This is a genomic window from Pseudomonas mucoides, assembly GCF_015461845.1.
In the GTDB taxonomy this organism is placed as follows: Bacteria; Pseudomonadota; Gammaproteobacteria; order Pseudomonadales; family Pseudomonadaceae; genus Aquipseudomonas; species Aquipseudomonas mucoides.
Map to the genome: position 1 here is coordinate 1,224,187 of NZ_JACOPW010000002.1, position 23,002 is coordinate 1,247,188.

At 59.8% G+C, this 23,002-nt stretch carries 20 protein-coding genes; all 20 read left to right on the forward strand.

What is annotated here, in order from left to right:
* The first annotated feature begins 21 nt into the window (after positions 1-21).
* The 20 genes from H8F22_RS14360 (at position 22) to nuoL (ending at position 22,982) form a co-directional block, all read left to right on the forward strand.
* Positions 22-2,247: an NADP-dependent isocitrate dehydrogenase gene (locus H8F22_RS14360; RefSeq protein WP_027925121.1), complete on the forward strand. Its 2,226-nt coding sequence runs from the start codon at positions 22-24 to the stop codon at positions 2,245-2,247.
* A 105-nt stretch (positions 2,248-2,352) separates the two neighbouring features.
* Positions 2,353-2,799, forward strand: a complete 447-nt coding sequence (locus H8F22_RS14365) for an NUDIX hydrolase (RefSeq protein ID WP_059182583.1) — start codon at positions 2,353-2,355, stop codon at positions 2,797-2,799.
* Positions 2,800-2,858: 59 nt separating this feature from the next.
* The gene (mnmA, locus tag H8F22_RS14370; RefSeq protein ID WP_027925119.1) at positions 2,859-3,992 is read left to right on the forward strand and encodes a tRNA 2-thiouridine(34) synthase MnmA; all 1,134 of its coding nucleotides are present in this window, start codon (positions 2,859-2,861) and stop codon (positions 3,990-3,992) included.
* Positions 3,989-4,612 (forward strand): high frequency lysogenization protein HflD, encoded by a 624-nt coding sequence (gene hflD / locus H8F22_RS14375; RefSeq protein ID WP_027925118.1) that lies wholly within the window; start codon positions 3,989-3,991, stop codon positions 4,610-4,612. The genes mnmA and hflD overlap by 4 nt, the downstream gene beginning before the upstream one ends.
* Before the next feature lie 123 nt (positions 4,613-4,735).
* Complete coding sequence (gene purB, locus H8F22_RS14380; RefSeq protein ID WP_027925117.1) at positions 4,736-6,106, forward strand: adenylosuccinate lyase; 1,371 nt, start codon at positions 4,736-4,738, stop codon at positions 6,104-6,106.
* 86 nt (positions 6,107-6,192) lie between these two features.
* Positions 6,193-7,362 carry a ribosomal protein uL16 3-hydroxylase gene (locus tag H8F22_RS14385; RefSeq protein WP_027925116.1) on the forward strand — a complete coding sequence of 390 codons (1,170 nt, stop codon included), beginning with the start codon at positions 6,193-6,195 and terminating at the stop codon, positions 7,360-7,362.
* Entirely contained in the window at positions 7,355-7,780 is a 426-nt protein-coding gene (locus H8F22_RS14390) for a GNAT family N-acetyltransferase (protein ID WP_027925115.1), read from the forward strand. Before H8F22_RS14385 ends, H8F22_RS14390 begins: the two co-directional genes overlap by 8 nt.
* Before the next feature lie 166 nt (positions 7,781-7,946).
* On the forward strand, positions 7,947-8,708 hold the full coding sequence (locus tag H8F22_RS14395; RefSeq protein WP_027925114.1) for a secretin N-terminal domain-containing protein: 762 nt from the start codon (positions 7,947-7,949) through the stop codon (positions 8,706-8,708).
* Between the two features lie 474 nt (positions 8,709-9,182).
* Entirely contained in the window at positions 9,183-10,508 is a 1,326-nt protein-coding gene (gene aceA, locus H8F22_RS14400) for an isocitrate lyase (protein ID WP_027925113.1), read from the forward strand.
* Between the two features lie 577 nt (positions 10,509-11,085).
* Positions 11,086-11,499 (forward strand): NADH-quinone oxidoreductase subunit A, encoded by a 414-nt coding sequence (locus H8F22_RS14405; protein ID WP_003223812.1) that lies wholly within the window; start codon positions 11,086-11,088, stop codon positions 11,497-11,499.
* Between the two features lie 10 nt (positions 11,500-11,509).
* On the forward strand, positions 11,510-12,184 hold the full coding sequence (locus H8F22_RS14410; protein WP_007946424.1) for a NuoB/complex I 20 kDa subunit family protein: 675 nt from the start codon (positions 11,510-11,512) through the stop codon (positions 12,182-12,184).
* 72 nt (positions 12,185-12,256) lie between these two features.
* Positions 12,257-14,041 (forward strand): NADH-quinone oxidoreductase subunit C/D, encoded by a 1,785-nt coding sequence (gene nuoC / locus H8F22_RS14415; RefSeq protein WP_027925112.1) that lies wholly within the window; start codon positions 12,257-12,259, stop codon positions 14,039-14,041.
* 2 nt (positions 14,042-14,043) lie between these two features.
* Positions 14,044-14,541 carry an NADH-quinone oxidoreductase subunit NuoE gene (gene nuoE / locus H8F22_RS14420; protein WP_008020715.1) on the forward strand — a complete coding sequence of 166 codons (498 nt, stop codon included), beginning with the start codon at positions 14,044-14,046 and terminating at the stop codon, positions 14,539-14,541.
* Entirely contained in the window at positions 14,538-15,893 is a 1,356-nt protein-coding gene (gene nuoF, locus H8F22_RS14425; protein ID WP_059182581.1) for an NADH-quinone oxidoreductase subunit NuoF, read from the forward strand. Before nuoE ends, nuoF begins: the two co-directional genes overlap by 4 nt.
* A gap of 138 nt (positions 15,894-16,031) precedes the next feature.
* Positions 16,032-18,746 (forward strand): NADH-quinone oxidoreductase subunit NuoG, encoded by a 2,715-nt coding sequence (nuoG, locus tag H8F22_RS14430; protein ID WP_059182580.1) that lies wholly within the window; start codon positions 16,032-16,034, stop codon positions 18,744-18,746.
* A complete protein-coding gene (gene nuoH, locus H8F22_RS14435) occupies positions 18,743-19,750 on the forward strand; it encodes an NADH-quinone oxidoreductase subunit NuoH (protein WP_027925109.1) in 1,008 nt (335 codons plus the stop codon). The genes nuoG and nuoH overlap by 4 nt, the downstream gene beginning before the upstream one ends.
* Positions 19,751-19,762: 12 nt before the next feature.
* The gene (nuoI, locus tag H8F22_RS14440) at positions 19,763-20,308 is read left to right on the forward strand and encodes an NADH-quinone oxidoreductase subunit NuoI (protein ID WP_007946418.1); all 546 of its coding nucleotides are present in this window, start codon (positions 19,763-19,765) and stop codon (positions 20,306-20,308) included.
* A 9-nt stretch (positions 20,309-20,317) separates the two neighbouring features.
* Positions 20,318-20,821 carry an NADH-quinone oxidoreductase subunit J gene (gene nuoJ / locus H8F22_RS14445; protein ID WP_027925107.1) on the forward strand — a complete coding sequence of 168 codons (504 nt, stop codon included), beginning with the start codon at positions 20,318-20,320 and terminating at the stop codon, positions 20,819-20,821.
* 2 nt (positions 20,822-20,823) lie between these two features.
* Positions 20,824-21,132 (forward strand): NADH-quinone oxidoreductase subunit NuoK, encoded by a 309-nt coding sequence (gene nuoK, locus H8F22_RS14450; protein ID WP_007946416.1) that lies wholly within the window; start codon positions 20,824-20,826, stop codon positions 21,130-21,132.
* On the forward strand, positions 21,129-22,982 hold the full coding sequence (gene nuoL, locus H8F22_RS14455; protein ID WP_027925106.1) for an NADH-quinone oxidoreductase subunit L: 1,854 nt from the start codon (positions 21,129-21,131) through the stop codon (positions 22,980-22,982). Before nuoK ends, nuoL begins: the two co-directional genes overlap by 4 nt.
* The last annotated feature ends 20 nt before the right edge of the window (positions 22,983-23,002 follow it).

Consider the following 23,002-nt stretch of genomic DNA (forward strand, 5'->3'; position numbering starts at 1 on the left):
GAAGAGAGAGTTAATCCGAATATGCCCACCCGCTCGAAGATCATCTATACCTTCACCGACGAAGCCCCAGCCCTCGCCACCTATTCACTGTTGCCTATCGTAGAGGCCTTCACCGCCTCGGCCGATATCGCCGTTGAAACCCGCGATATCTCTCTTGCAGGACGCATTCTGGCCAGCTTCCCCGAGCAACTGGGTGATAAAGCCGTAGCCGACCACCTCGCCGAACTGGGCGACCTGGCTGTTACGCCTGAAGCCAACATCATCAAGCTGCCGAACATCAGTGCTTCCGTACCGCAGCTGCAAGCCGCCATCAAAGAACTGCAAGCCCAGGGCTTCGCCGTTCCTGACTACCCGGAAACCGTGACCAGCGACGCCGACAAGCTCGCCAAGTCGCGCTACGACAAGATCAAGGGCAGCGCCGTAAACCCGGTTCTGCGCGAAGGCAACTCCGATCGTCGCGCACCGCTGTCGGTCAAGAATTACGCTCGCAAACACCCGCACAAAATGGGCGCTTGGGCTAAAGACTCCAAGTCTCACGTTGCGCACATGAGCGCCGGCGATTTCTACGGCAGCGAAAAAGCCGCCCTGATCGAAGCCGCTGACGCCGTCAAAATCGAACTGATCGCTCAAGACGGCACCACCACCGTCCTGAAAGAAAAAACCACCGTACAAGCCGGTGAGATCCTCGATTGCGCGGTCATGAGCAAAAACGCTCTGCGCAGCTTCATCGCTGCCGAGATCGAAGACGCCAAAGCCAAGGGCGTGCTGCTGTCGGTTCACCTCAAAGCCACCATGATGAAGGTCTCCGACCCGATCATGTTCGGCCAGATCGTTGCCGAGTTCTATAAAGACGCACTGGCCAAGCACGCTGACGTGCTGGCGCAGATCGGCTTCAACCTGAACAACGGCATCGGCGACCTGTACGCTCGCATCAAAGCCCTGCCGGCTGAGCAGCAAGCGCAGATCGAAGCGGACATCCAGGCGGTCTACGCCGTTCGTCCGTCGTTGGCCATGGTCAACTCCGACAAAGGCATCACCAACCTGCACGTGCCGAGCGACGTCATCGTCGACGCCTCGATGCCAGCCATGATCCGTGACTCCGGCAAAATGTGGGGCACCGACGGCCAGCTGCACGACACCAAGGCGGTGATCCCGGATCGCTGCTACGCAACCATCTACCAGGCCGTGATCGAAGACTGCAAAGTCAACGGTGCTTTCGACCCAACCACCATGGGCAGCGTGCCAAACGTTGGCCTGATGGCGAAGAAAGCCGAAGAGTACGGTTCGCACGACAAGACTTTCCAGATCAAGACCAACGGTGTGGTTCGGGTTTCCGACAGCGCCGGTCGCACCCTGCTGGAACAGTCGGTTGAAGCCGGCGACACCTTCCGCATGTGCCAGACCAAAGACGCGCCGATCCAGGACTGGGTCAAACTGGCCGTCAACCGTGCTCGCGCCAGCAGCACTCCGGCGATTTTCTGGCTGGACCCGATGCGCGCCCACGATGGCGTAGTGATCGAGAAAGTTCAGGCTTACCTGAAGGATCACGACACGGCCGGCCTGGACATCCAGATCATGGCGCCTGTCGACGCGATGAAGTTCACCCTGCAACGTACTCGCGAAGGCAAGGACACCATCTCGGTGACCGGCAACGTATTGCGCGACTACCTGACTGACCTGTTCCCGATCATGGAACTGGGCACCAGCGCCAAGATGCTGTCGATCGTTCCGCTGATGAATGGTGGCGGCCTGTTCGAAACCGGCGCTGGCGGTTCGGCGCCGAAGCACGTGCAACAGCTGCTGGAAGAAAACTTCCTGCGCTGGGATTCCCTGGGCGAGTTCCTGGCCCTGGCCGCGTCCCTTGAGCACCTGGGTGTGACGTACAACAACCCTAAGGCGCTGGTTCTGGCCAAGACCCTGGATCAGGCCACCGGCCAGTTCCTGGACAACAACAAGTCGCCATCGCGCAAAGTCGGCAACATCGACAACCGCGGCAGCCACTTCTACCTGGCGCTGTACTGGGCTCAGGCCCTGGCCGCCCAGACTGAAGACGCTGCACTGCAAGCGCAGTTCGCGACCCTGGCCAAAACCCTGACCGAGAACGAAGCAACCATCGTTGCCGAGCTCAACGCCGTTCAGGGCAAGCCAGTGGACATCGGCGGTTACTACCACGCCAATGCCGAGCTGATCAGCAAGGCCATGCGCCCTAGCCCAACCTTCAACGCAGCGGTTGCTGCGCTGGTTTAAGGTTGTAAGGATGCATCACAAACCCCGGCCAAGCGCCGGGGTTTGTGTTTTCAGGCTCACCCCTACACTTAACTGCATTTACACCTTGGAAATCGAGGAAGCTTCATGGACTGGAAACCCCACATCACCGTCGCCACCATCGTCGAGGACAATGGCCGCTTCCTGATGATCGAAGAACTCAAGCACGACCGTATCGTACTCAATCAACCCGCCGGCCACCTCGACCCGAATGAAACGCTGATCGAAGCCGCGGTACGCGAAACCCTCGAAGAAACCGGCTGGGACGTTGAAGCCACCGGTGTAGTCGGCATTTACCTGTACACCGCCCCGAGCAACGGCGTGACTTACCAGCGTGTCTGCTTCACGGCAAAACCGCTCAAACACCACCCGGATTATCAGCTGGATGACGGCATCGTCGGCGCCAAGTGGCTGACGCGTGACGAATTGCTGGAACAGCGCGCAAACTGGCGCAGTGAGCTGATCATCCGCTGTATCGATGATTATCTGGACGGCAATCACTTCGGTCTCGAACTGATCCGCCCTTCTCTTTAGCCTTGCGGGCTCCAGCCTGCTAGAATCGCGTCCTTTTTCAAGACACTCATTGAATCCCTATGCGTGATCCAGCCCCTTCTGACACACAAAAGAAGCGCGTCATTGTCGGCATGTCCGGCGGCGTGGACTCTTCCGTTTCCGCTCTCCTGTTGATCGAGCAGGGCTATGAGGTGGAAGGCCTGTTCATGAAGAACTGGGAAGAAGACGATGGAACGGAATACTGCACCGCCATGGACGACCTGGCGGATGCGCAGGCTGTGTGCGACAAAATCGGTATCAAGCTGCACACCGCCAACTTCGCCGCCGAGTACTGGGACAACGTGTTCGAGCACTTCCTGGCCGAATACAAGGCCGGTCGCACGCCGAACCCGGACATCCTGTGCAACCGCGAGATCAAGTTCAAGGCGTTCCTCGACTACGCCATGGTGCTCGGCGCCGACCTGATCGCCACCGGCCACTACGTGCGCCGCCGCGATATCGACGGTCGCACCGAACTGCTCAAGGGCCTGGACGCGAACAAGGACCAGAGCTACTTCCTGCACGCCGTCGGCGGCGAACAGATCGCCAAGACCCTGTTCCCGGTCGGCGAGCTGGAAAAGCCTGAAGTCCGTGCGATTGCCGAGAAATACGAACTGGCGACCGCTAAGAAAAAGGACTCCACCGGTATCTGCTTTATCGGCGAACGTCGTTTCAGCGACTTCCTCAAGCAATACCTGCCAGCGCAGCCCGGCGAGATCAAGACCACCGAAGGCGAAGTGATCGGCCGTCACCACGGCTTGATGTACCACACCATCGGTCAGCGTCAGGGCCTGGGCATCGGCGGTTTGAAAGACGCCAGTGACGAGCCGTGGTACGTGCTGATCAAGGACCTGGAACACAACGAACTGATCGTTGGCCAGGGCAATGACCACCCGTACCTGTTCTCCCGTGCCCTGCTCGCTTCGGACATCTATTGGGTCAACCCGATTGATCTGACCGAGCCGCGCAAGCTGACCGCCAAGGTCCGCTATCGCCAAAGCGACCAGCCCTGCACGCTGGAGAAAACCGCTACCGGCTACCGCGCGACCTTCGATGACCCGCAGCGCGCGGTCACCCCAGGGCAATCCGTGGTGTTTTACGACGGTGAAATCTGCCTGGGTGGCGGCGTTATCGAAATTGCCGAGCCGTGGACCAGCAAAGGCCAGCCACAATGAGCCCGACTCAGGAGCAACTGACGGCGCTGGGCGGCGTGTTTCTCGCTGCCGTCCTCGTCGACAAGATTGCCAAGACCGGCCAGACCACCGAAGCCGGCCTGACCTGCATGCTCGGCAGCCTGCTGATTCGCGACCCCAAGGACACGCTGGAAGTCTACGGCGGTGACGACCTCAATCTGCGCGAAGGTTATCGCGCGCTGGTGGGCGCACTTGAACGCGACCCGAGCGCCCTTCAACGCGAACCTTTGCGTTACGCCCTGGCGATGCTCGGCCTGGAGCGTCAACTGGCCAAGCGTGGCGACATGCTGGACGTGATCGGCAAGCGCTTGCCGCAGATTCAATCCCAGGTCGAACACTTCGGCCCGGCCCACGAAAACGTGATCGCCGCGTGTGGCGCACTGTACCAGGACACCCTGAGCACGCTGCGCCAACGGATTCAGGTCCACGGCGACATGCGCAACCTGCAACAGCCAAGCAATGCCTCGAAAATCCGCGCCCTGTTGCTGGCCGGAATTCGCTCGGCGCGCCTGTGGCGGCAGTTGGGCGGTCATCGCTGGCAGCTGGTGATCAGCCGACGCAAATTGTTGAAAGAGCTTTACCCCTTGATGCGTAACGAATAAGTCGCGCAGACAAGTTTTACTCCGCATTACGCGTAATACGCCGGTCAGTTGGCAACGGACCGACGGATTTTTTCATGTATGATACGCGCCCCATTTCGTTGCCCGACTGTCCGAGAACACCCCATGCAGCTTTCTTCGCTCACTGCGGTTTCCCCTGTTGACGGCCGCTACGCCGGCAAAACCCAGGCCCTGCGCCCGATTTTCAGTGAATACGGCCTGATCCGTGCTCGCGTTCTGGTTGAAGTGCGCTGGCTCCAGCGCCTGGCCGCTCACCCTGGTATCAGCGAAGTGCCGGCGTTCTCCGCCGAAGCCAACGCTGTGCTGAACACCCTGGCGGAAAACTTCGCTCTGGAGCACGCCGAGCGTGTCAAAGAGATCGAGCGCACCACCAACCACGACGTCAAAGCCATCGAATACCTGCTCAAAGAGCAAGCGGCCAAGCTGCCAGAACTGGCAGCCGTCAGCGAGTTCATCCACTTTGCCTGCACCAGCGAGGACATCAACAACCTGTCCCACGCCCTGATGCTGCGCGAAGGCCGTGATGACGTGATGTTGCCGCTGATGCGCCAAACCGCCGAAGCCATCCGCGAACTGGCCATCCGTTTTGCCGACGTACCCATGCTGTCGCGTACCCACGGTCAACCGGCTTCGCCGACTACCCTGGGCAAAGAGCTGGCGAACGTGGTTTACCGTCTGGAGCGTCAAATCGCTCAGGTCGCTGCCGTACCGCTGCTGGGCAAGATCAACGGCGCTGTCGGCAACTACAACGCTCACCTGTCGGCCTACCCTGAGATCGACTGGGAAGAAAACGCCCGCGCCTTTATCGAAGACGAGCTGGGCCTGGGTTTCAACCCGTACACCACCCAGATCGAACCGCACGACTACATCGCCGAGCTGTTCGACGCGATTGCGCGCTTCAACACCATTCTGATCGACTTCGACCGTGACATCTGGGGCTACATCTCCCTGGGTTATTTCAAACAGCGCACCATCGCTGGCGAAATCGGTTCGTCGACCATGCCGCACAAGGTCAACCCGATCGACTTCGAAAACTCCGAAGGCAACCTGGGCATCGCCAACGCACTGTTCCAGCATTTGGCGAGCAAACTGCCAATCTCCCGCTGGCAGCGTGACCTGACCGACTCCACCGTGCTGCGCAACCTCGGTGTCGGCTTCGCCCACAGTGTGATCGCGTACGAAGCCAGCCTCAAAGGCATCAGCAAGCTTGAGCTGAACGCTCAAAAGATCGCTGCTGACCTGGACGCTTGCTGGGAAGTGCTGGCCGAGCCAATCCAGACCGTGATGCGCCGCTACAACATCGAAAACCCGTACGAAAAGCTGAAAGAACTGACCCGCGGCAAAGGCATCAGCCCAGAAGCGCTGCAGACTTTCATCGACGGCCTGGACATGCCAGCCGCCGCCAAGGCCGAGCTGAAATTGCTCACCCCGGCGAACTACATCGGCAACGCTGTAGAGCAAGCCAAACGTATCTGATTGACCGCTGGACCTGCTTGAGACGCCCGGCCGCGCCGGGCGTTTTTATTCCTGTCTAAAAAGTAGTTTTTTTCAATAGGTTACACATGAATCCTGACATTCCTCTTCAACTTCTGGGCGGCATCACGGCACGCGAATTCCTGCGCGACTACTGGCAGAAAAAACCGCTGCTGATCCGCCAGGCGATTCCTGATTTCGAAAGCCCGATCGACGCCGACGAACTGGCCGGCCTGGCGCTGGAAGAAGAAGTCGAATCGCGTCTGGTGATCGAGAACGGCGAGCGCCCATGGGAATTGCGCCGCGGCCCGTTCGCCGAAGACGAATTCAGCAAACTGCCGGAACGTGACTGGACCCTGCTGGTTCAAGCGGTCGATCAGTTTGTGCCGGAAGTCAGCGAACTGCTGGAAAACTTCCGCTTTCTGCCGAGCTGGCGCGTAGACGATGTGATGATCAGCTTCGCCGCCCCCGGTGGCAGCGTCGGCCCGCACTTCGACAACTACGACGTGTTCCTGCTGCAAGGCCACGGCAAGCGCAACTGGAAAATCGGCCAGATGTGCGATGCCGAGAGCAAGCTGCTGCCCCACGCAGACCTGCGCATCCTCGCTGAATTCGAAGCCACCGAAGAGTGGGTTCTGGAACCGGGCGACATGCTGTACTTGCCACCACGCCTGGCTCACTGCGGCGTCGCGGTCGATGACTGCATGACGTACTCGGTGGGCTTCCGTGCGCCGAGCGCCGCTGAAGTGCTGACCCACTTCACTGACTTCCTCAGCCAGTTCCTGACGGACGAAGAGCGTTACACCGACGCCGACGCCCTGCCTGCGGTCGATCCACACCAGATCCAGCACGACGCCCTTGATCGCCTGAAAAGCCTGCTGGCCGAGCACATGAGCGACGAGCGCCTGCTGCTGACCTGGTTTGGCCAGTACATGACCGAACCGCGCTACCCGGAACTGGTGGTTGGCCCGGAAGAGATCGAGGAAGACGACCTGCTCGCCAGCCTTGAGCAAGGCGCCGTTCTGATCCGCAACCCAAGCGCCCGCCTCGCCTGGTCCGAAGTCGATGACGACCTGCTGCTGTTCGCCAGCGGCCAGAGCCGTTACCTGCCGGGCAAGTTGCGCGAACTGCTGAAAATGATTTGCGCCGCTGACGCGCTGCACATCGACAACCTCGGCGAATGGCTGATTGACGAAGACGGTCGTGGCCTGATCTGCGAATTGATCAAGCAAGGCAGCCTGGGGTTTGCTGATGAATAAAATTCACGTACGTGTCGCAGACTGGCAGAAGGACATCGCCGAGATCCGGCGCATTCGTGAGACGGTATTCATCGCCGAGCAATCCGTTCCACCTGAGCTGGAATGGGATGCCGATGACGCCACCGCGGTGCATTTCCTGGCCTTCGAAGGCGACTTCCCGATTGGCACCGCTCGCCTGCTGCCCGATGGTCACATCGGCCGGGTTTCGGTGCTCAAGGACTGGCGTGGCCTGAAGGTCGGCGATGCACTGATGCATGCAGTGATTGGTGAAGCGGAGAAACGCGGGCTGAAGCAGCAACAGCTCAGCGCGCAAGTGCAGGCCACGGCGTTCTATGAGCGCCTGGGTTTTCACATCCTCAGCGAGGAGTTCCTGGAAGCCGGGATTCCGCATGTGGACATGGTGCGTCACTCGGCTTGATACCGAGCCCCCCCCATCGCGAGCTCACGATGAGGCCCGCAAGAACACCACAAAACGCCCCGCCATTTTCGGATGCCGGGGCGTTTTGCTGTCTACGATTCAACTTGCACCACGCCGGGCCGACAAACTGGCACTATCAAGGCATTAGAAGTCGGAGATAACGGATATGTCCCTACGCACCCTGCTCACCACCCTGTTGCTGACCTGCAGTTTTTCAGCCATGGCTGCCACCGAGATCGTGCCCCTCAAGTTTCGCACCAGCGCCGACATGCTGCCCATGGCGCAGGATTTCATTGGCAAGGAAGGCCAGGTCAGCGCCTATGGCAATCAGCTGATCGTCAACGCAGATCAACGCAAGATCGACGAACTTAAAGCCCTGATCAGCCAACTCGACGTCGCCGCCAAGCGCTTGCTGATTACCGTCGACACCAATGAAAACAACTTTCAAGGCGATCAGGGCGCCTCGGTCAACGGTGCCAAGCCAAGCCAGACCCGAATCATCAATTACAGCACCGACAGCCGTGACGGTGGCATCCAGCAGATTCAGGCCAGCGAAGGCACCCCCGCCCTGATTCAGGTCGGCCAAAGCGTGCCACTCACCAGCTCACAGACCGATTCCTACGGTGATCTGCGCAGCCAAACCGAATACCGCAACGTCACTCAAGGTTTCTACGTCACCGCCAGCGTCACCGGCGACATCGTTCACTTGGCGATCAGTACCAACCGTGACCGCATGAGCCAGGAACGTCCCGATGTAGTGAACGTGCAAAGTACCGACACAACTGTCACGGGCCGCCTCGGCGAATGGATCCTGCTGGCCGGCGTCAATCGCCAGACCCAAGCCGACAAACAGGGCACGAGCCGCAACTACGCTACTCAGGGCCGGGATGACATGACCCTGCGGGTGAAAGTCGATACTTTGGACTAAACCACCGAAAACTGACTGATTAGTCGTATTAGACCAAAGATGTAGTGCCTGAAAAAAAGCACTACAAAACGTTTGACGATCGAAAAAAGCAAAGGCATGATGGCCTCGCTCCCGCTAATCAGGGGCCCTGGCAAGGGCCTTCGAAGCGATGCTCGCACCTACCCCGCGAGCCGCTTCGTGTCTGTACCGCCCACAAGGTGTGTTTGACGAGGTTGCCGACTGGAACGAAGTTGTCCCGAGGGACGGAAGCGTAATTAGGTAACCCGGCTTCACACTGATGTTTGCACCAAGGCCCACGATGCCCCAATGCGTTCGCCAGTTTGCCCTTACCTGCTCACTTCCCCTCGAGCCCATCGTTCATCCTGTCGACACCCCCGCCAAATCCGACTTGACCACCTAGCTTCTGGTCAGCGAGCGCATGAATTTTCCACCGCAGAACAACTTTCCGTAAAAGACGCGACGAGGTTTATCTCCATGGCACTGACACGCGAACAGCAAATTGCAGCCCTCGAAAAAGACTGGGCTGAAAACCCACGCTGGAAAGGCGTGACTCGCGCTTACTCCGCTGCTGACGTCGTCCGCCTGCGTGGCTCGGTTCAACCTGAGCACACCTTTGCAAAAATGGGCGCCGAAAAGCTGTGGAACCTGGTCACCCAGGGCGCCAAGCCATCCTTCCGTCCCGAGAAAGATTTCGTCAACTGCATGGGCGCCCTGACTGGCGGCCAGGCTGTACAGCAAGTTAAAGCCGGTATCCAGGCGATCTACCTGTCGGGCTGGCAAGTTGCTGCGGACAACAACTCCGCCGAATCGATGTACCCGGACCAGTCGCTGTACCCGGTGGATTCCGTTCCAACCGTGGTCAAGCGCATCAACAACTCGTTCCGTCGTGCTGACCAGATCCAGTGGAAAGCCGGCAAAGGCCCGGGCGACGAAGGCTACATCGACTACTTCGCTCCAATCGTGGCTGACGCTGAAGCCGGTTTCGGCGGCGTACTGAACGCTTACGAGCTGATGAAGAGCATGATCGAAGCAGGCGCCGCTGGCGTTCACTTCGAAGACCAACTGGCTTCCGTGAAAAAATGCGGCCACATGGGCGGCAAGGTACTGGTTCCTACCCAGGAAGCTGTACAGAAGCTGACCGCTGCCCGTCTGGCAGCTGACGTTGCCGGTACGCCGACCATCATCCTGGCCCGTACCGACGCTAACGCTGCTGACCTGCTGACTTCCGACTGCGACCCGTACGACCAGCCATTCGTGACTGGCGAACGTACCCAGGAAGGCTTCTACAAAGTGCGCGCCGGTCTGGACCAGGCCATCGCTCGCGGCCTGGCTTACGCGCCGTACGCCGACCTGATCTGGTGCGAAACCGCCAAGCCGGATCTGGACGAGGCTCGTCGCTTCGCTGAAGCGATCAAAAAGGAATACCCGGACCAACTGCTGTCGTACAACTGCTCGCCTTCCTTCAACTGGAAGAAAAACCTGGACGACGCGACCATCGCCAAGTTCCAGCGCGAACTGTCCGCCATGGGTTACAAGCACCAGTTCATCACCCTGGCCGGCATTCACAACATGTGGCACAGCATGTTCAACCTGGCGCACGACTACGCCCGCAACGACATGACTGCCTACGTGAAACTGCAAGAGCAAGAGTTCGCTGACGCCGCCAAGGGTTACACCTTCGTGGCTCACCAGCAGGAAGTGGGCACCGGCTACTTCGACGACATGACCACTGTGATTCAAGGTGGCACGTCTTCGGTAACCGCACTGACCGGTTCGACTGAAGAAGAACAGTTCCACTGATCTGCTTCGCCTGAACGATCGGCCGCTGCGGACCGACTAGAAAGCTAACCGCAACGCCGCACATCTGACGCCCCGACTGGTTCGGGGCGTTTTTTTGCCCGCGATTTAATGAACACCGCCAAATCCTGTGAGAGCCGGGCTTGCCCGGCTCTCACAGGGATGGTGGCGCCCGAAGAAAACATTGATCCAGAGCGGTATCGCCGTCAGAAAAATCCGCTAAAAAGGTCGCCTTCACTACTTGCTGTAGCGCATATAAAAGGCAACTTCCCGGCCCCAACCCGGATAACCAGATTAAAAACCACCGCAAACAATATTGATTATCATTCAGGCGCAACTATGTTCGTTACATTCCCTACAAAACAATATTGATGAAAACCCGGCTAATGCCCGCAACGCATGGGCTGGGGGACTTTGGAGGTGCGCTATGTCCTTATTCCTGTAAATAATTTCGCTATAGGAATTTTACTTGCTGAGTGTTGTGCCATAAAATCAGCGGGATTGATTGCTGCGACATATCGTCACTGCTTTGTTTCTTTTCAAGCTCAGAGACCTTTGCTCTCTGTTAAGGATTACCAGCATGCCCGAAGCGACAGGACTCATGGCCCACAACTGGGGCTTTGCCATTTTCCTTCTGGGCGTTGTCGGCCTCTGCGCCTTCATGCTCGGCGTCTCCAGCCTCCTCGGGTCAAAAGCCTGGGGCCGCAGCAAAAACGAACCGTTCGAATCCGGCATGCTGCCTACAGGTGGCGCCCGTCTGCGGCTCTCAGCCAAATTCTATCTGGTCGCGATGCTCTTCGTGATCTTCGATATCGAAGCCCTCTTTCTCTTTGCATGGTCTGTGTCCGTCCGCGAAAGCGGCTGGACCGGATTCGTCGAAGCTCTCGTTTTCATAGCAATTCTGTTGGCAGGCCTTGTCTACCTATTCCGAGTGGGCGCCCTTGACTGGGCTCCGGAAGCTCGTCGTAAGCGGCAAGCGAAGCTGAAACAATGAGGCTTTGGCAATGCAATACAATCTCACCAGGATCGACCCCGATGCTCCTAACGAGCAGTATCCGATTGGCGAACGGGAAACCGTTTCCGATCCGTTAGAAGATCAAGTCCACAAAAACATCTTCATGGGCAAGCTCGAAGACGTGCTTAACGGCACGATCAACTGGGGGCGCAAGAACTCCCTGTGGCCGTATAACTTCGGTCTTTCGTGCTGCTACGTGGAAATGACCACCGCCTTCACGGCGCCCCACGACATCGCGCGCTTTGGCGCCGAGGTTATCCGGGCATCGCCGCGCCAGGCGGATTTCATGGTTATCGCCGGTACCTGCTTCATCAAGATGGCGCCGATCATTCAGCGTCTCTACGAGCAAATGCTCGAACCTAAATGGGTTATCTCCATGGGTTCGTGCGCCAACTCCGGTGGCATGTACGACATCTACTCTGTCGTTCAAGGGGTGGACAAGTTCCTGCCCGTGGACGTCTACGTGCCTGGCTGCCCGCCCCGTCCTGAAGCGTTCCTGCAAGGCTTGATGCTCTTGCAAGAGTCGATTGGACAGGAGCGTCGTCCGCTTTCCTGGGTCGTTGGGGATCAAGGCGTCTACCGCGCCGAGATGCCTTCCGAGAAGGAAAAGCGCCGCGAACAGCGAATCGCAGTCACCAACCTGCGCAGCCCCGACGAAGTCTGATCCAGATCTGCTTCTTTAATAGAACGCGACACTGGCTTCATTCTTTACGTTGACCGAAAGCGATAAATAACCATGACTACAGGCAGTGCTCTGTACATCCCGCCTTATAAGGCAGACGACCAGGATGTGGTCGTCGAACTGAACAACCGTTTTGGCGCGGACGCGTTCACCGCCCAGCCTACCCGCACCGGCATGCCGGTGCTGTGGGTTGCGCGCGCCAAACTCGTCGAAGTCCTGACCTTCCTGCGTAACCTGCCCAAGCCGTACGTCATGCTCTATGACCTGCACGGCGTGGACGAGCGTCTGCGCACCAAGCGTCAAGGACTGCCAAGCGGCGCCGACTTCACTGTGTTCTATCACTTGATGTCGATCGAACGTAATAGTGACGTGATGATCAAGGTCGCCTTGTCCGAGAGCGACCTCAACGTGCCGACCGTGACCGGTCTGTGGCCGAACGCCAACTGGTACGAGCGTGAAGTGTGGGACATGTACGGCATCAACTTTGCCGGTCACCCGCACCTGACCCGCATCATGATGCCGCCGACCTGGGAAGGTCACCCGCTGCGCAAGGACTTCCCGGCCCGTGCCACCGAGTTCGATCCGTTCACCCTGAACCTGGCCAAGCAACAGCTTGAGGAAGAAGCCGCGCGCTTCAAGCCTGAAGACTGGGGCATGAAGCGTTCCGGTGCGAACGAGGACTACATGTTCCTCAACCTCGGCCCCAACCACCCTTCCGCGCACGGTGCGTTCCGCATCATCCTGCAGCTGGACGGTGAAGAAATCGTCGACTGCGTACCAGACGTTGGCTACCACCACCGTGGTGCCGAGAAGATGGCTGAACGTCAGTCCTGGCACAGTTTCATCCCGTACACCGACCGTATCGACTACCTCGGCGGCGTGATGAACAACCTGCCGTACGTGCTCTCGGTCGAGAAGCTGGCCGGCATCAAAGTGCCTGAGAAGGTCGACGTCATCCGCATCATGATGGCCGAGTTCTTCCGGATCACCAGCCACCTGCTGTTCCTGGGGACCTACATCCAGGACGTCGGCGCCATGACCCCGGTGTTCTTCACGTTCACCGACCGTCAAAAGGCGTACACGGTGATCGAAGCCATTACCGGTTTCCGTCTGCACCCGGCCTGGTACCGCATCGGTGGCGTCGCCCACGACCTGCCGCGCGGCTGGGAAAAACTGGTGAAAGACTTCGTCGAGTGGATGCCAAAGCGTCTGGACGAATACCAGAAAGCCGCCCTGGACAACAGCATCCTGCGTGGCCGGACCATCGGCGTCGCCGCCTATAACACCAAAGAGGCCCTGGAATGGGGCGTCACCGGTGCCGGCCTGCGTTCGACCGGTTGCGACTTTGACCTGCGTAAGGCACGTCCATACTCCGGTTACGAAAACTTCGAATTCGAAGTGCCGCTGGCCGCCAATGGCGATGCCTACGATCGTTGCATCGTGCGCGTCGAAGAAATGCGCCAGAGCATCAAGATCATCGAGCAGTGCATGCGCAACATGCCGGAAGGCCCGTACAAGGCGGATCACCCGCTGACCACGCCGCCGCCGAAAGAGCGCACGCTGCAGCACATCGAGACCCTGATCACGCACTTCCTGCAAGTTTCGTGGGGCCCGGTCATGCCGGCCAACGAATCCTTCCAGATGATCGAAGCGACCAAGGGCATCAACAGTTATTACCTGACGAGCGATGGCGGCACCATGAGCTACCGCACCCGGATTCGTACCCCAAGCTTCCCGCACCTGCAGCAGATCCCTTCGGTGATCAAAGGCAGCATGGTCGCGGACTTGATTGCGTACCTGGGTAGTATCGATTTCGTTATGGCCGACGTGGACCGCTAAGCATGAATAGCACGCTTATCCAGACAGACCGTTTCACCTTGAGTGAAACCGAGCGCTCGGCCATCGAGCACGAGTTGCATCACTACGAAGACCCGCGCGCGGCGTCGATCGAAGCCTTGAAGATCGTCCAGAAGGAACGTGGCTGGGTGCCGGATGGCGCTCTGTACGCCATCGGCGAGATCCTCGGCATCCCGGCGAGCGACGTTGAAGGCGTGGCTACTTTCTATAGCCAGATCTTCCGTCAGCCCGTGGGCCGTCACATCATTCGCGTTTGCGACAGCATGGTCTGCTACATCGGTGGTCACGAATCCGTGGTCAGCGAAATCCAGAGCAAGCTGGGCATCGGCCTGGGTCAGACCACCGCCGACGGTCGTTTCACCCTGCTGCCGGTCTGCTGCCTCGGCAACTGCGACAAGGCGCCGGCGTTGATGATCGACGACGACACTTTCGGTGATGTGCAGCCTGCCGGCGTTGCCAAATTGCTCGAGGGCTACGTATGACCCTGACTTCCTTCGGTCCTGCCAACCGCATCAAGCGTTCGGCCGAGACTCACCCGCTGACCTGGCGTCTGCGTGACGACGGCGAAGCCGTGTGGCTCGACGAGTACCAGGCCAAGAACGGTTACGCCGCTGCGCGCAAGGCCTTCGCCGACATGGCTCAGGACGATATCGTCCAGACCGTGAAAGATTCCGGCTTGAAAGGTCGCGGCGGTGCAGGCTTCCCCACGGGCGTTAAGTGGGGCCTGATGCCCAAAGACGAATCCATCAACATCCGCTACCTGCTGTGCAACGCGGACGAGATGGAGCCGAACACCTGGAAAGACCGCATGCTGATGGAGCAACTGCCCCATCTGCTGATCGAAGGCATGCTGATCAGTGCCCGCGCGCTGAAAACCTACCGTGGCTACATCTTCCTGCGTGGCGAGTACACCACTGCCGCCAAGCACCTCAACCGTGCCGTGGAAGAAGCCAAGGCAGCCGGCCTTTTGGGCAAGAACATTCTCGGCAGCGGCTTCGATTTCGAACTGTTCGTCCACACCGGCGCCGGGCGTTACATCTGCGGTGAAGAAACCGCACTGATCAACTCCCTCGAAGGCCGCCGCGCCAACCCGCGCTCCAAGCCGCCCTTCCCTGCCGCCGTTGGCGTGTGGGGCAAGCCGACCTGCGTGAACAACGTTGAAACCCTGTGCAACGTGCCGGCGATCATTGCCGACGGCGTGGACTGGTACAAATCGTTGTCCCGTGAAGGCAGTGAAGACATGGGCACCAAGCTCATGGGCTTCTCCGGCAAGGTCAAGAACCCGGGCCTGTGGGAACTGCCATTCGGCGTCACCGGTCGTGAGTTGTTCGAAGACTACGCCGGCGGCATGCGCGACGGCTTCAAGCTCAAGTGCTGGCAGCCTGGCGGCGCCGGTACCGGTTTCCTGTTGCCGGAACACCTGGACGCACAAATGTACGCCGGCGGCATCGCCAAGGTGGGCACCCGTATGGGTACCGGCCTGGCCATGGCGGTGGACGACAGCGTCAACATGGTGTCCCTGCTGCGCAACATGGAAGAGTTCTTCTCCCGTGAGTCGTGCGGTTTCTGCACCCCGTGCCGTGACGGCTTGCCGTGGAGCGTCAAGCTCCTGCGTGCGATCGAGAACGGTGAAGGGCAAGCCGGCGATATCGAGACCCTGCTGGGTCTGGTCGGTTTCCTCGGCCCTGGCAAGACCTTCTGTGCTCACGCACCGGGCGCCGTGGAGCCGTTGGGCAGCGCAATCAAATACTTCCGCCATGAGTTCGAAGCCGGCATCGCGCCTGTCAGCGCCGTCGTCCCGCCTCTGGCAAGGCCGATCGTAGTCGGCGCGTAAACGCTTAAAAAGGCGAAGGGTCCGTGCCCTTCGCCTTCTCGTTCGATGACGCCTTTTATGGGCTGTTTGGATTCGAACGAATAACAAGATTCCATTAGCCACGCCCGCTGACACCGGGCCAACGAAGAACTTTGAACCATGGCCACTATCCACGTAGACGGCAAAGAGCTCGAAGTCGATGGGGCAGACAACCTGTTACAGGCATGTCTGTCGCTAGGCCTCGATATCCCTTATTTCTGCTGGCACCCAGCCCTTGGCAGCGTTGGCGCTTGCCGCCAGTGCGCGGTCAAGCAGTACACCGACGAAAACGACAAGCGTGGTCGGATCGTCATGTCCTGCATGACGCCGGCGACCGACGGCAGCTGGATCTCCATCGACGACGAAGAAGCGAAAGTATTCCGCGCCAGCGTCGTTGAATGGCTGATGACCAACCACCCTCACGACTGCCCGGTCTGTGAAGAAGGCGGTCACTGCCACCTGCAAGACATGACGGTAATGACCGGCCACAACGAGCGCCGTTACCGCTTCACCAAGCGTACCCACCAGAACCAGCAACTGGGCCCGTTCATTTCCCACGAAATGAACCGCTGCATCGCTTGCTACCGCTGCGTGCGCTTCTATAAGGATTACGCCGGCGGCACCGACCTCGGTGTGTTCGGCGCCCACGACAACGTGTACTTCGGTCGCGTTGAAGACGGCACCCTCGAAAGCGAGTTCTCCGGCAACCTCACCGAGGTCTGCCCGACCGGTGTGTTCACCGACAAGACTCACTCCGAGCGCTACAACCGCAAGTGGGACATGCAGTTCTCGCCGAGCATCTGCCATGGCTGCTCCAGCGGTTGCAACATCTCCCCGGGCGAGCGCTACGGTGAACTGCGTCGTATCGAAAACCGTTTCAACGGTTCGGTCAACCAGTACTTCCTGTGCGACCGTGGCCGTTTCGGCTATGGCTACGTCAACCGCGAAGACCGTCCGCGTCAGCCTCTGCTGGCCAACGGCGCCAAGCTGAGCCTCGACGAAGCGCTGGACAAAGCCGCAGACCTGCTGCGCGGTCGCAACATCGTCGGTATCGGTTCGCCGCGTGCCAGCCTTGAAAGCAACTACGCGTTGCGCGAACTGGTCGGCGCCGAGCACTTCTACTCCGGTATCGAAGCGGCCGAGCTGGAGCGCATTCGTCTGGTCATGCAGGTGCTCAAAGACAGCCCGCTGCCGATCCCGAACATGCGCGACATCGAAGACCATGACGCGATTTTCGTCCTCGGCGAAGACCTGACCCAGACTGCAGCGCGTATGGCGTTGTCCCTGCGTCAATCGGTCAAAGGCAAAGCCGAAGACATGGCCGATGCCATGCGCGTTCAGCCTTGGCTCGACGCCGCCGTGAAGAACATCGGTCAGCACGCGCTGAACCCGCTGTTCATCGCCAGCCTGGCTGAAACCAAGCTCGACGACGTCGCCGAAGAATGCGTTCACGCAGCACCGGACGACCTGGCCCGCATCGGTTTCGCCGTGGCTCACGCCCTCGACGCGAGCGCTCCAGCCGTTGAAGGCCTGGACGCTGAAGCCCTCGAACTGGCCAAGCGCATCGCCGACGCCCTGCTCGCGGCCAAGCGCCCATTGATCATTGCCGGCACCTCGTTGGGTTCCAAGGCGCTGATCGAAGCGGCGGCAAACATCGCCAAGGCCTTGAAGCTGCGCGAGAAGAACGGTTCCATCAGCCTGATCGTGCCAGAGGCCAACAGCCTCGGCCTGGCCATGCTCGGTGGCGACTCGGTCGACGCCGCACTGCAAGCAGTCATCGACGGCAAGGCCGACGCCATCGTCGTGCTGGAAAACGATCTGTACACCCGTACCGACAAAGCCAAGGTTGATGCCGCCCTGACCGCCGCGAAAGTGGTGATCGTTGCCGACCATCAAAAAACCGCCACCAGCGATCGCGCGCACCTGGTTCTGCCAGCCGCCAGCTTCGCTGAAGGCGACGGTACCCTGGTCAGCCAGGAAGGCCGCGCCCAGCGCTTCTTCCAGGTCTTTGATCCGAAGTACATGGACGCGAGCATCCTGGTTCACGAAGGCTGGCGCTGGCTGCATGCCCTGCGCGCGACCCTGCTGAACCAGCCGATCGACTGGACCCAGCTGGACCACGTCACCGCTGCCGTCGCTTCGAGCACGCCGCAACTGGCGCGCATCGTTGATGCCGCACCGTCGGCCGCGTTCCGCATCAAGGGCATGAAACTGGCCCGCGAACCGCTGCGTTATTCCGGTCGTACCGCCATGCGTGCTGACATCAGCGTGCACGAACCGCGTACCCCGCAAGACATCGACACCGCGTTCAACTTCTCGATGGAAGGTTACTCGGGCTCGGTCGAACCGCGTCAGCAAGTGCCATTCGCCTGGTCTCCGGGCTGGAACTCGCCGCAAGCCTGGAACAAGTTCCAGGACGAAGTCGGTGGTCACATCCGCGCTGGCGACCCGGGCACCCGCCTGATCGAAAGCACCGGTGACTCGCTGAACTGGTTCGCCGCTGTGCCGCGTGCGTTCAATCCGGCTCCGGGCACCTGGCAGGTTGTGCCGTTCTTCCACCTGCTGGGCAGCGAAGAGACCTCGTCCAAAGCCGCGCCGGTTCAGGAACGCATCCCGGCCGCTTACGTTGCCTTGGCCAAGTCCGAAGCCGATCGCCTGGGTGTCAATGACGGTGCCATGCTCAGCTTGAACGTGGCTGGCCAGACCCTGCGTCTGCCACTGCGCATCAACGAAGAACTGGGTGCCGGTCTGGTTGCATTGCCTGCGGGCATCGCCGGCATTCCGCCAGCGATCTTTGGCAAATCCGTTGACGGTCTGCAGGAGGCAGCGCAATGACTTGGTTCACTCCTGAAGTGATCGACGTGATCATCGCAGTCATTCAGGCCATCGTGATTCTGCTCGCCGTAGTGGTGTGCGGCGCGCTGCTCAGCTGGGTCGAGCGTCGTTTGCTCGCCCTCTGGCAGGACCGTTACGGTCCGAACCGCGTCGGCCCGTTCGGCGCGTTCCAGATCGCGGCCGACATGATCAAGATGTTCTTCAAGGAAGACTGGACCCCGCCGTTCGCCGACAAGATGATCTTCACGTTGGCACCGGTCGTGGCCATGAGCGCCCTGCTGATTGCCTTCGCGATCATCCCGATCACCCCGACCTGGGGTGTGGCGGACCTGAACATCGGCATCCTGTTCTTCTTCGCCATGGCCGGTCTGTCGGTGTACGCGGTGTTGTTCGCCGGTTGGTCGAGTAACAACAAGTTCGCCCTGTTGGGCAGCTTGCGGGCTTCGGCACAAACCGTGTCGTACGAAGTGTTCATGGGCCTGTCGCTGATGGGCATCGTGATCCAGGTCGGCTCGTTCAACATGCGCGACATCGTTGATTACCAGGCCCAGCACCTGTGGTTCATCATTCCGCAGATCTTCGGCTTCCTGACCTTCTTCATCGCTGGCGTCGCCGTGACTCACCGTCACCCGTTCGACCAGCCGGAAGCGGAACAGGAACTGGCAGACGGTTACCACATTGAATACGCCGGCATGAAATGGGGCATGTTCTTCGTCGGTGAGTACATCGGCATCGTGTTGATTTCGGCGCTGCTGGTGACCTTGTTCTTCGGTGGCTGGCACGGTCCGTTCGATATCCTGCCGCAGATCCCGTTCATCTGGTTTGCACTGAAAACCGCGTTCTTCATCATGATCTTCATCCTGCTGCGCGCTTCGATTCCGCGCCCACGGTATGACCAAGTGATGGATTTCAGCTGGAAGTTCTGCCTGCCGCTGACCCTCGTCAACATGCTGGTGACCGCTGCGATCGTGTTGCTCAACACGCCCGCCGTCGCGGCTCAGTGAGGATAGAGAATCATGAAGTACATATTTGACATCGTGCATGGCTTCTTCACCCAGCTTCGCAGCCTGGTGATGATCTTCGGCCACGCCTTCCGCAAGCGCGACACGCTGCAGTACCCGGAAGAAGCCGTGTACCTGCCGCCGCGCTACCGTGGCCGCATCGTCCTGACCCGCGACCCTGATGGCGAAGAGCGCTGTGTAGCCTGCAACCTGTGTGCCGTGGCGTGCCCGGTGGGTTGCATCTCGCTGCAGAAAGCTGAAACCGAAGACGGTCGCTGGTACCCGGACTTCTTCCGCATCAACTTCTCGCGCTGCATCTTTTGCGGCCTCTGTGAGGAAGCCTGCCCGACCACCGCAATCCAGCTGACACCGGATTTCGAGATGGCCGAGTTCAAACGTCAGGACCTGGTGTACGAGAAAGAAGATCTGCTGATCTCCGGCCCCGGCAAAAACCCTGATTACAACTTCTATCGTGTTGCAGGCATGGCGATTGCCGGGAAGCCGAAAGGCTCCGCGCAGAACGAAGCCCAGCCGATCAACGTGAAGAGCTTGCTGCCTTAAGGAAGAAAGATGGAATTCGCTTTCTATTTCGCATCGGGTATCGCTGTGGTGTCCACGCTTCGCGTGATCACCAACACCAACCCTGTGCACGCCCTGCTCTACCTGATCATTTCGCTGATCGCCGTGGCCATGACGTTCTTCGCCCTCGGCGCACCGTTTGCCGGTGTCCTGGAAGTGATCGCCTACGCTGGCGCCATCATGGTGCTGTTCGTGTTCGTGGTGATGATGCTGAACCTTGGCCCGGCCTCGGTTCAGCAAGAGCGCGTCTGGCTCAAGCCCGGTATCTGGCTCGGCCCGGTCGCCCTCGGCACCCTGCTGCTGGTTGAACTGCTGTACGTACTGTTCAGCCATTCCAGCGGCCAGGCCATCGGCCACACCACTGTAGACGCCAAGGCCGTGGGCATCAGCCTGTTCGGTCCGTACCTGCTGGTGGTTGAACTCGCCTCGATGCTGCTGCTCGCTGCAGCCGTCACGGCGTTCCACTTGGGCCGCAACGAAGCCAAGGAGCAATGACGATGCCTGCTATCCCTATGGAGCATGGTCTGGCGGTCGCCGGCATCCTGTTCTGCCTCGGTCTGGTCGGCCTGATGGTCCGCCGCAACATCCTTTTCGTGCTGATGAGCCTGGAGGTCATGATGAATGCCTCCGCACTGGCGTTCATCGTTGCCGGTAGCCGCTGGGCGCAGCCGGATGGACAGATCATGTTCATCCTGGTGATCAGCCTGGCAGCCGCCGAGGCCAGTATTGGCCTGGCGATTCTGTTGCAGCTGTATCGCCGCTTCCACACTCTCGATATCGACGCTGCCAGCGAGATGCGCGGATGAATCTTCTCTATCTGACTTTCGTATTCCCTCTCATAGGTTTCCTGCTGCTGGCGTTCTCACGCGGCCGCTTCTCGGAAAACCTGTCGGCGCTGATCGGCGTCGGTTCCATCGGTCTGTCGGCCATCGTCACGGCTTACGTGATCTGGCAATTCAACGTCGCCCCGCCTGAGGGCGGTCACTACACCCAGGTGTTGTGGCAGTGGATGGCGGTTGAAGGCTTTACGCCGAACTTCGCGCTGTACCTGGATGGCCTGTCGGTCACCATGCTCGGTGTGGTCGTCGGCGTCGGCTTCCTGATCCACCTGTTCGCGTCCTGGTACATGCGCGGTGAAGCCGGTTACTCGCGCTTCTTCGCCTACACCAACCTGTTTATCGCCAGCATGCTGTTCCTGGTCCTGGGCGATAACCTGTTGTTCCTGTACTTCGGCTGGGAAGGCGTGGGCCTGTGCTCGTACCTGTTGATCGGTTTCTACTACAGCAACCGCAACAACGGTAACGCGGCACTCAAAGCCTTTATCGTCACCCGCATCGGCGACGTGTTCATGGCCATCGGCCTGTTCATCCTGTTCCAACAGTTGGGCACGCTGAACATCCAGGAGTTGCTGGTCAAGGCACCTGAGCACTTCAAGGTCGGCGACTTCTGGATCGTTCTGGCGACCCTGATGCTGCTGGGCGGCGCTGTCGGTAAATCCGCGCAACTGCCGCTGCAAACCTGGCTGGCGGATGCGATGGCCGGTCCTACCCCGGTTTCGGCACTGATCCACGCCGCAACCATGGTGACCGCTGGTGTTTACCTGATCGCCCGTACCCACGGCCTGTTTGCGTTGGCGCCGGACATCCTGCACCTCGTCGGCATCGTCGGCGGCGTGACCCTGGTGCTCGCCGGTTTCGCGGCACTGGTGCAGACCGACATCAAACGTATCCTCGCCTACTCGACCATGAGCCAGATCGGCTACATGTTCCTGGCGCTGGGCGTTGGCGCATGGGAAGGCGCGATCTTCCACCTGATGACCCACGCCTTCTTCAAGGCGCTGCTGTTCCTTGCCTCCGGTGCGGTGATCGTTGCGTGCCACCACGAGCAGAACATCTTCAAGATGGGCGGCCTGTGGAAGAAACTGCCGCTGGCCTACACCAGCTTCATCGTCGGCGGCGCGGCACTGTCTGCCCTGCCACTGGTCACCGCCGGTTTCTACTCCAAGGATGAAATCCTCTGGGAAGCGTTCGCCAGCGGCAACCACGGCCTGCTGTACGCAGGTCTGGTCGGCGCATTCATGACCTCGCTGTACACCTTCCGCCTGATCTTCATCGCGTTCCACGGTGAAGCGAAGACCGAAGCGCATGCGGGTCACGGTATCGCTCACTGGCTGCCACTGTCGGTGCTGATTGTGCTGTCGACCTTCGTCGGCGCCATGATCGTTCCGCCGCTGCACGGTGTGCTGCCCGAAAGCGTCGGCCATGCCGGCGGCGAAGCCAAGCACAGCCTGGAAATCGCCTCGGGCGCTATCGCCCTGGCCGGTATCCTGCTGGCCGCGCTGCTGTTCCTCGGCAAGCGTCGTTTCGTCACTGCTATCGCCAACAGCGGCATCGGCCGCTTCCTTTCGGCATGGTGGTTCGCTGCCTGGGGCTTCGACTGGATCTACGACAAACTGTTCGTCAAGCCATACCTTGCGATCAGCCACGTACTGCGCAGAGACCCGCTCGACCAGACCATCGGTCTGATCCCGCGTATGGCCAAAGGCGGCCACACCGCCCTGAGCCGTACCGAAACCGGTCAACTGCGTTGGTACGCAGCCTCGATGGCAGCCGGCTCCGTGCTGGTCATCGGCGCCATCGTGCTGGTAGCGGTCTGAATATGAACCTTGCGAACTTG

Bases quoted from the DNA above. Each gene is read 5' to 3' on its own strand.
- nuoJ (WP_027925107.1), top strand. From the start codon at position 20,318: ATGGAATTCGCTTTCTATTTCGCATCGGGTATCGCTGTGGTGTCCACG.
- nuoL (WP_027925106.1), top strand. From the start codon at position 21,129: ATGAATCTTCTCTATCTGACTTTCGTATTCCCTCTCATAGGTTTCCTG.
- H8F22_RS14410 (WP_007946424.1), top strand. From the start codon at position 11,510: ATGCAATACAATCTCACCAGGATCGACCCCGATGCTCCTAACGAGCAG.
- nuoG (WP_059182580.1), top strand. From the start codon at position 16,032: ATGGCCACTATCCACGTAGACGGCAAAGAGCTCGAAGTCGATGGGGCA.
- nuoH (WP_027925109.1), top strand. From the start codon at position 18,743: ATGACTTGGTTCACTCCTGAAGTGATCGACGTGATCATCGCAGTCATT.
- hflD (WP_027925118.1), top strand. From the start codon at position 3,989: ATGAGCCCGACTCAGGAGCAACTGACGGCGCTGGGCGGCGTGTTTCTC.
- H8F22_RS14390 (WP_027925115.1), top strand. From the start codon at position 7,355: ATGAATAAAATTCACGTACGTGTCGCAGACTGGCAGAAGGACATCGCC.
- H8F22_RS14385 (WP_027925116.1), top strand. From the start codon at position 6,193: ATGAATCCTGACATTCCTCTTCAACTTCTGGGCGGCATCACGGCACGC.
- purB (WP_027925117.1), top strand. From the start codon at position 4,736: ATGCAGCTTTCTTCGCTCACTGCGGTTTCCCCTGTTGACGGCCGCTAC.
- mnmA (WP_027925119.1), top strand. From the start codon at position 2,859: ATGCGTGATCCAGCCCCTTCTGACACACAAAAGAAGCGCGTCATTGTC.
- H8F22_RS14365 (WP_059182583.1), top strand. From the start codon at position 2,353: ATGGACTGGAAACCCCACATCACCGTCGCCACCATCGTCGAGGACAAT.
- nuoK (WP_007946416.1), top strand. From the start codon at position 20,824: ATGCCTGCTATCCCTATGGAGCATGGTCTGGCGGTCGCCGGCATCCTG.
- nuoF (WP_059182581.1), top strand. From the start codon at position 14,538: ATGACCCTGACTTCCTTCGGTCCTGCCAACCGCATCAAGCGTTCGGCC.
- H8F22_RS14360 (WP_027925121.1), top strand. From the start codon at position 22: ATGCCCACCCGCTCGAAGATCATCTATACCTTCACCGACGAAGCCCCA.
- nuoI (WP_007946418.1), top strand. From the start codon at position 19,763: ATGAAGTACATATTTGACATCGTGCATGGCTTCTTCACCCAGCTTCGC.
- H8F22_RS14395 (WP_027925114.1), top strand. From the start codon at position 7,947: ATGTCCCTACGCACCCTGCTCACCACCCTGTTGCTGACCTGCAGTTTT.
- nuoC (WP_027925112.1), top strand. From the start codon at position 12,257: ATGACTACAGGCAGTGCTCTGTACATCCCGCCTTATAAGGCAGACGAC.
- H8F22_RS14405 (WP_003223812.1), top strand. From the start codon at position 11,086: ATGCCCGAAGCGACAGGACTCATGGCCCACAACTGGGGCTTTGCCATT.
- aceA (WP_027925113.1), top strand. From the start codon at position 9,183: ATGGCACTGACACGCGAACAGCAAATTGCAGCCCTCGAAAAAGACTGG.
- nuoE (WP_008020715.1), top strand. From the start codon at position 14,044: ATGAATAGCACGCTTATCCAGACAGACCGTTTCACCTTGAGTGAAACC.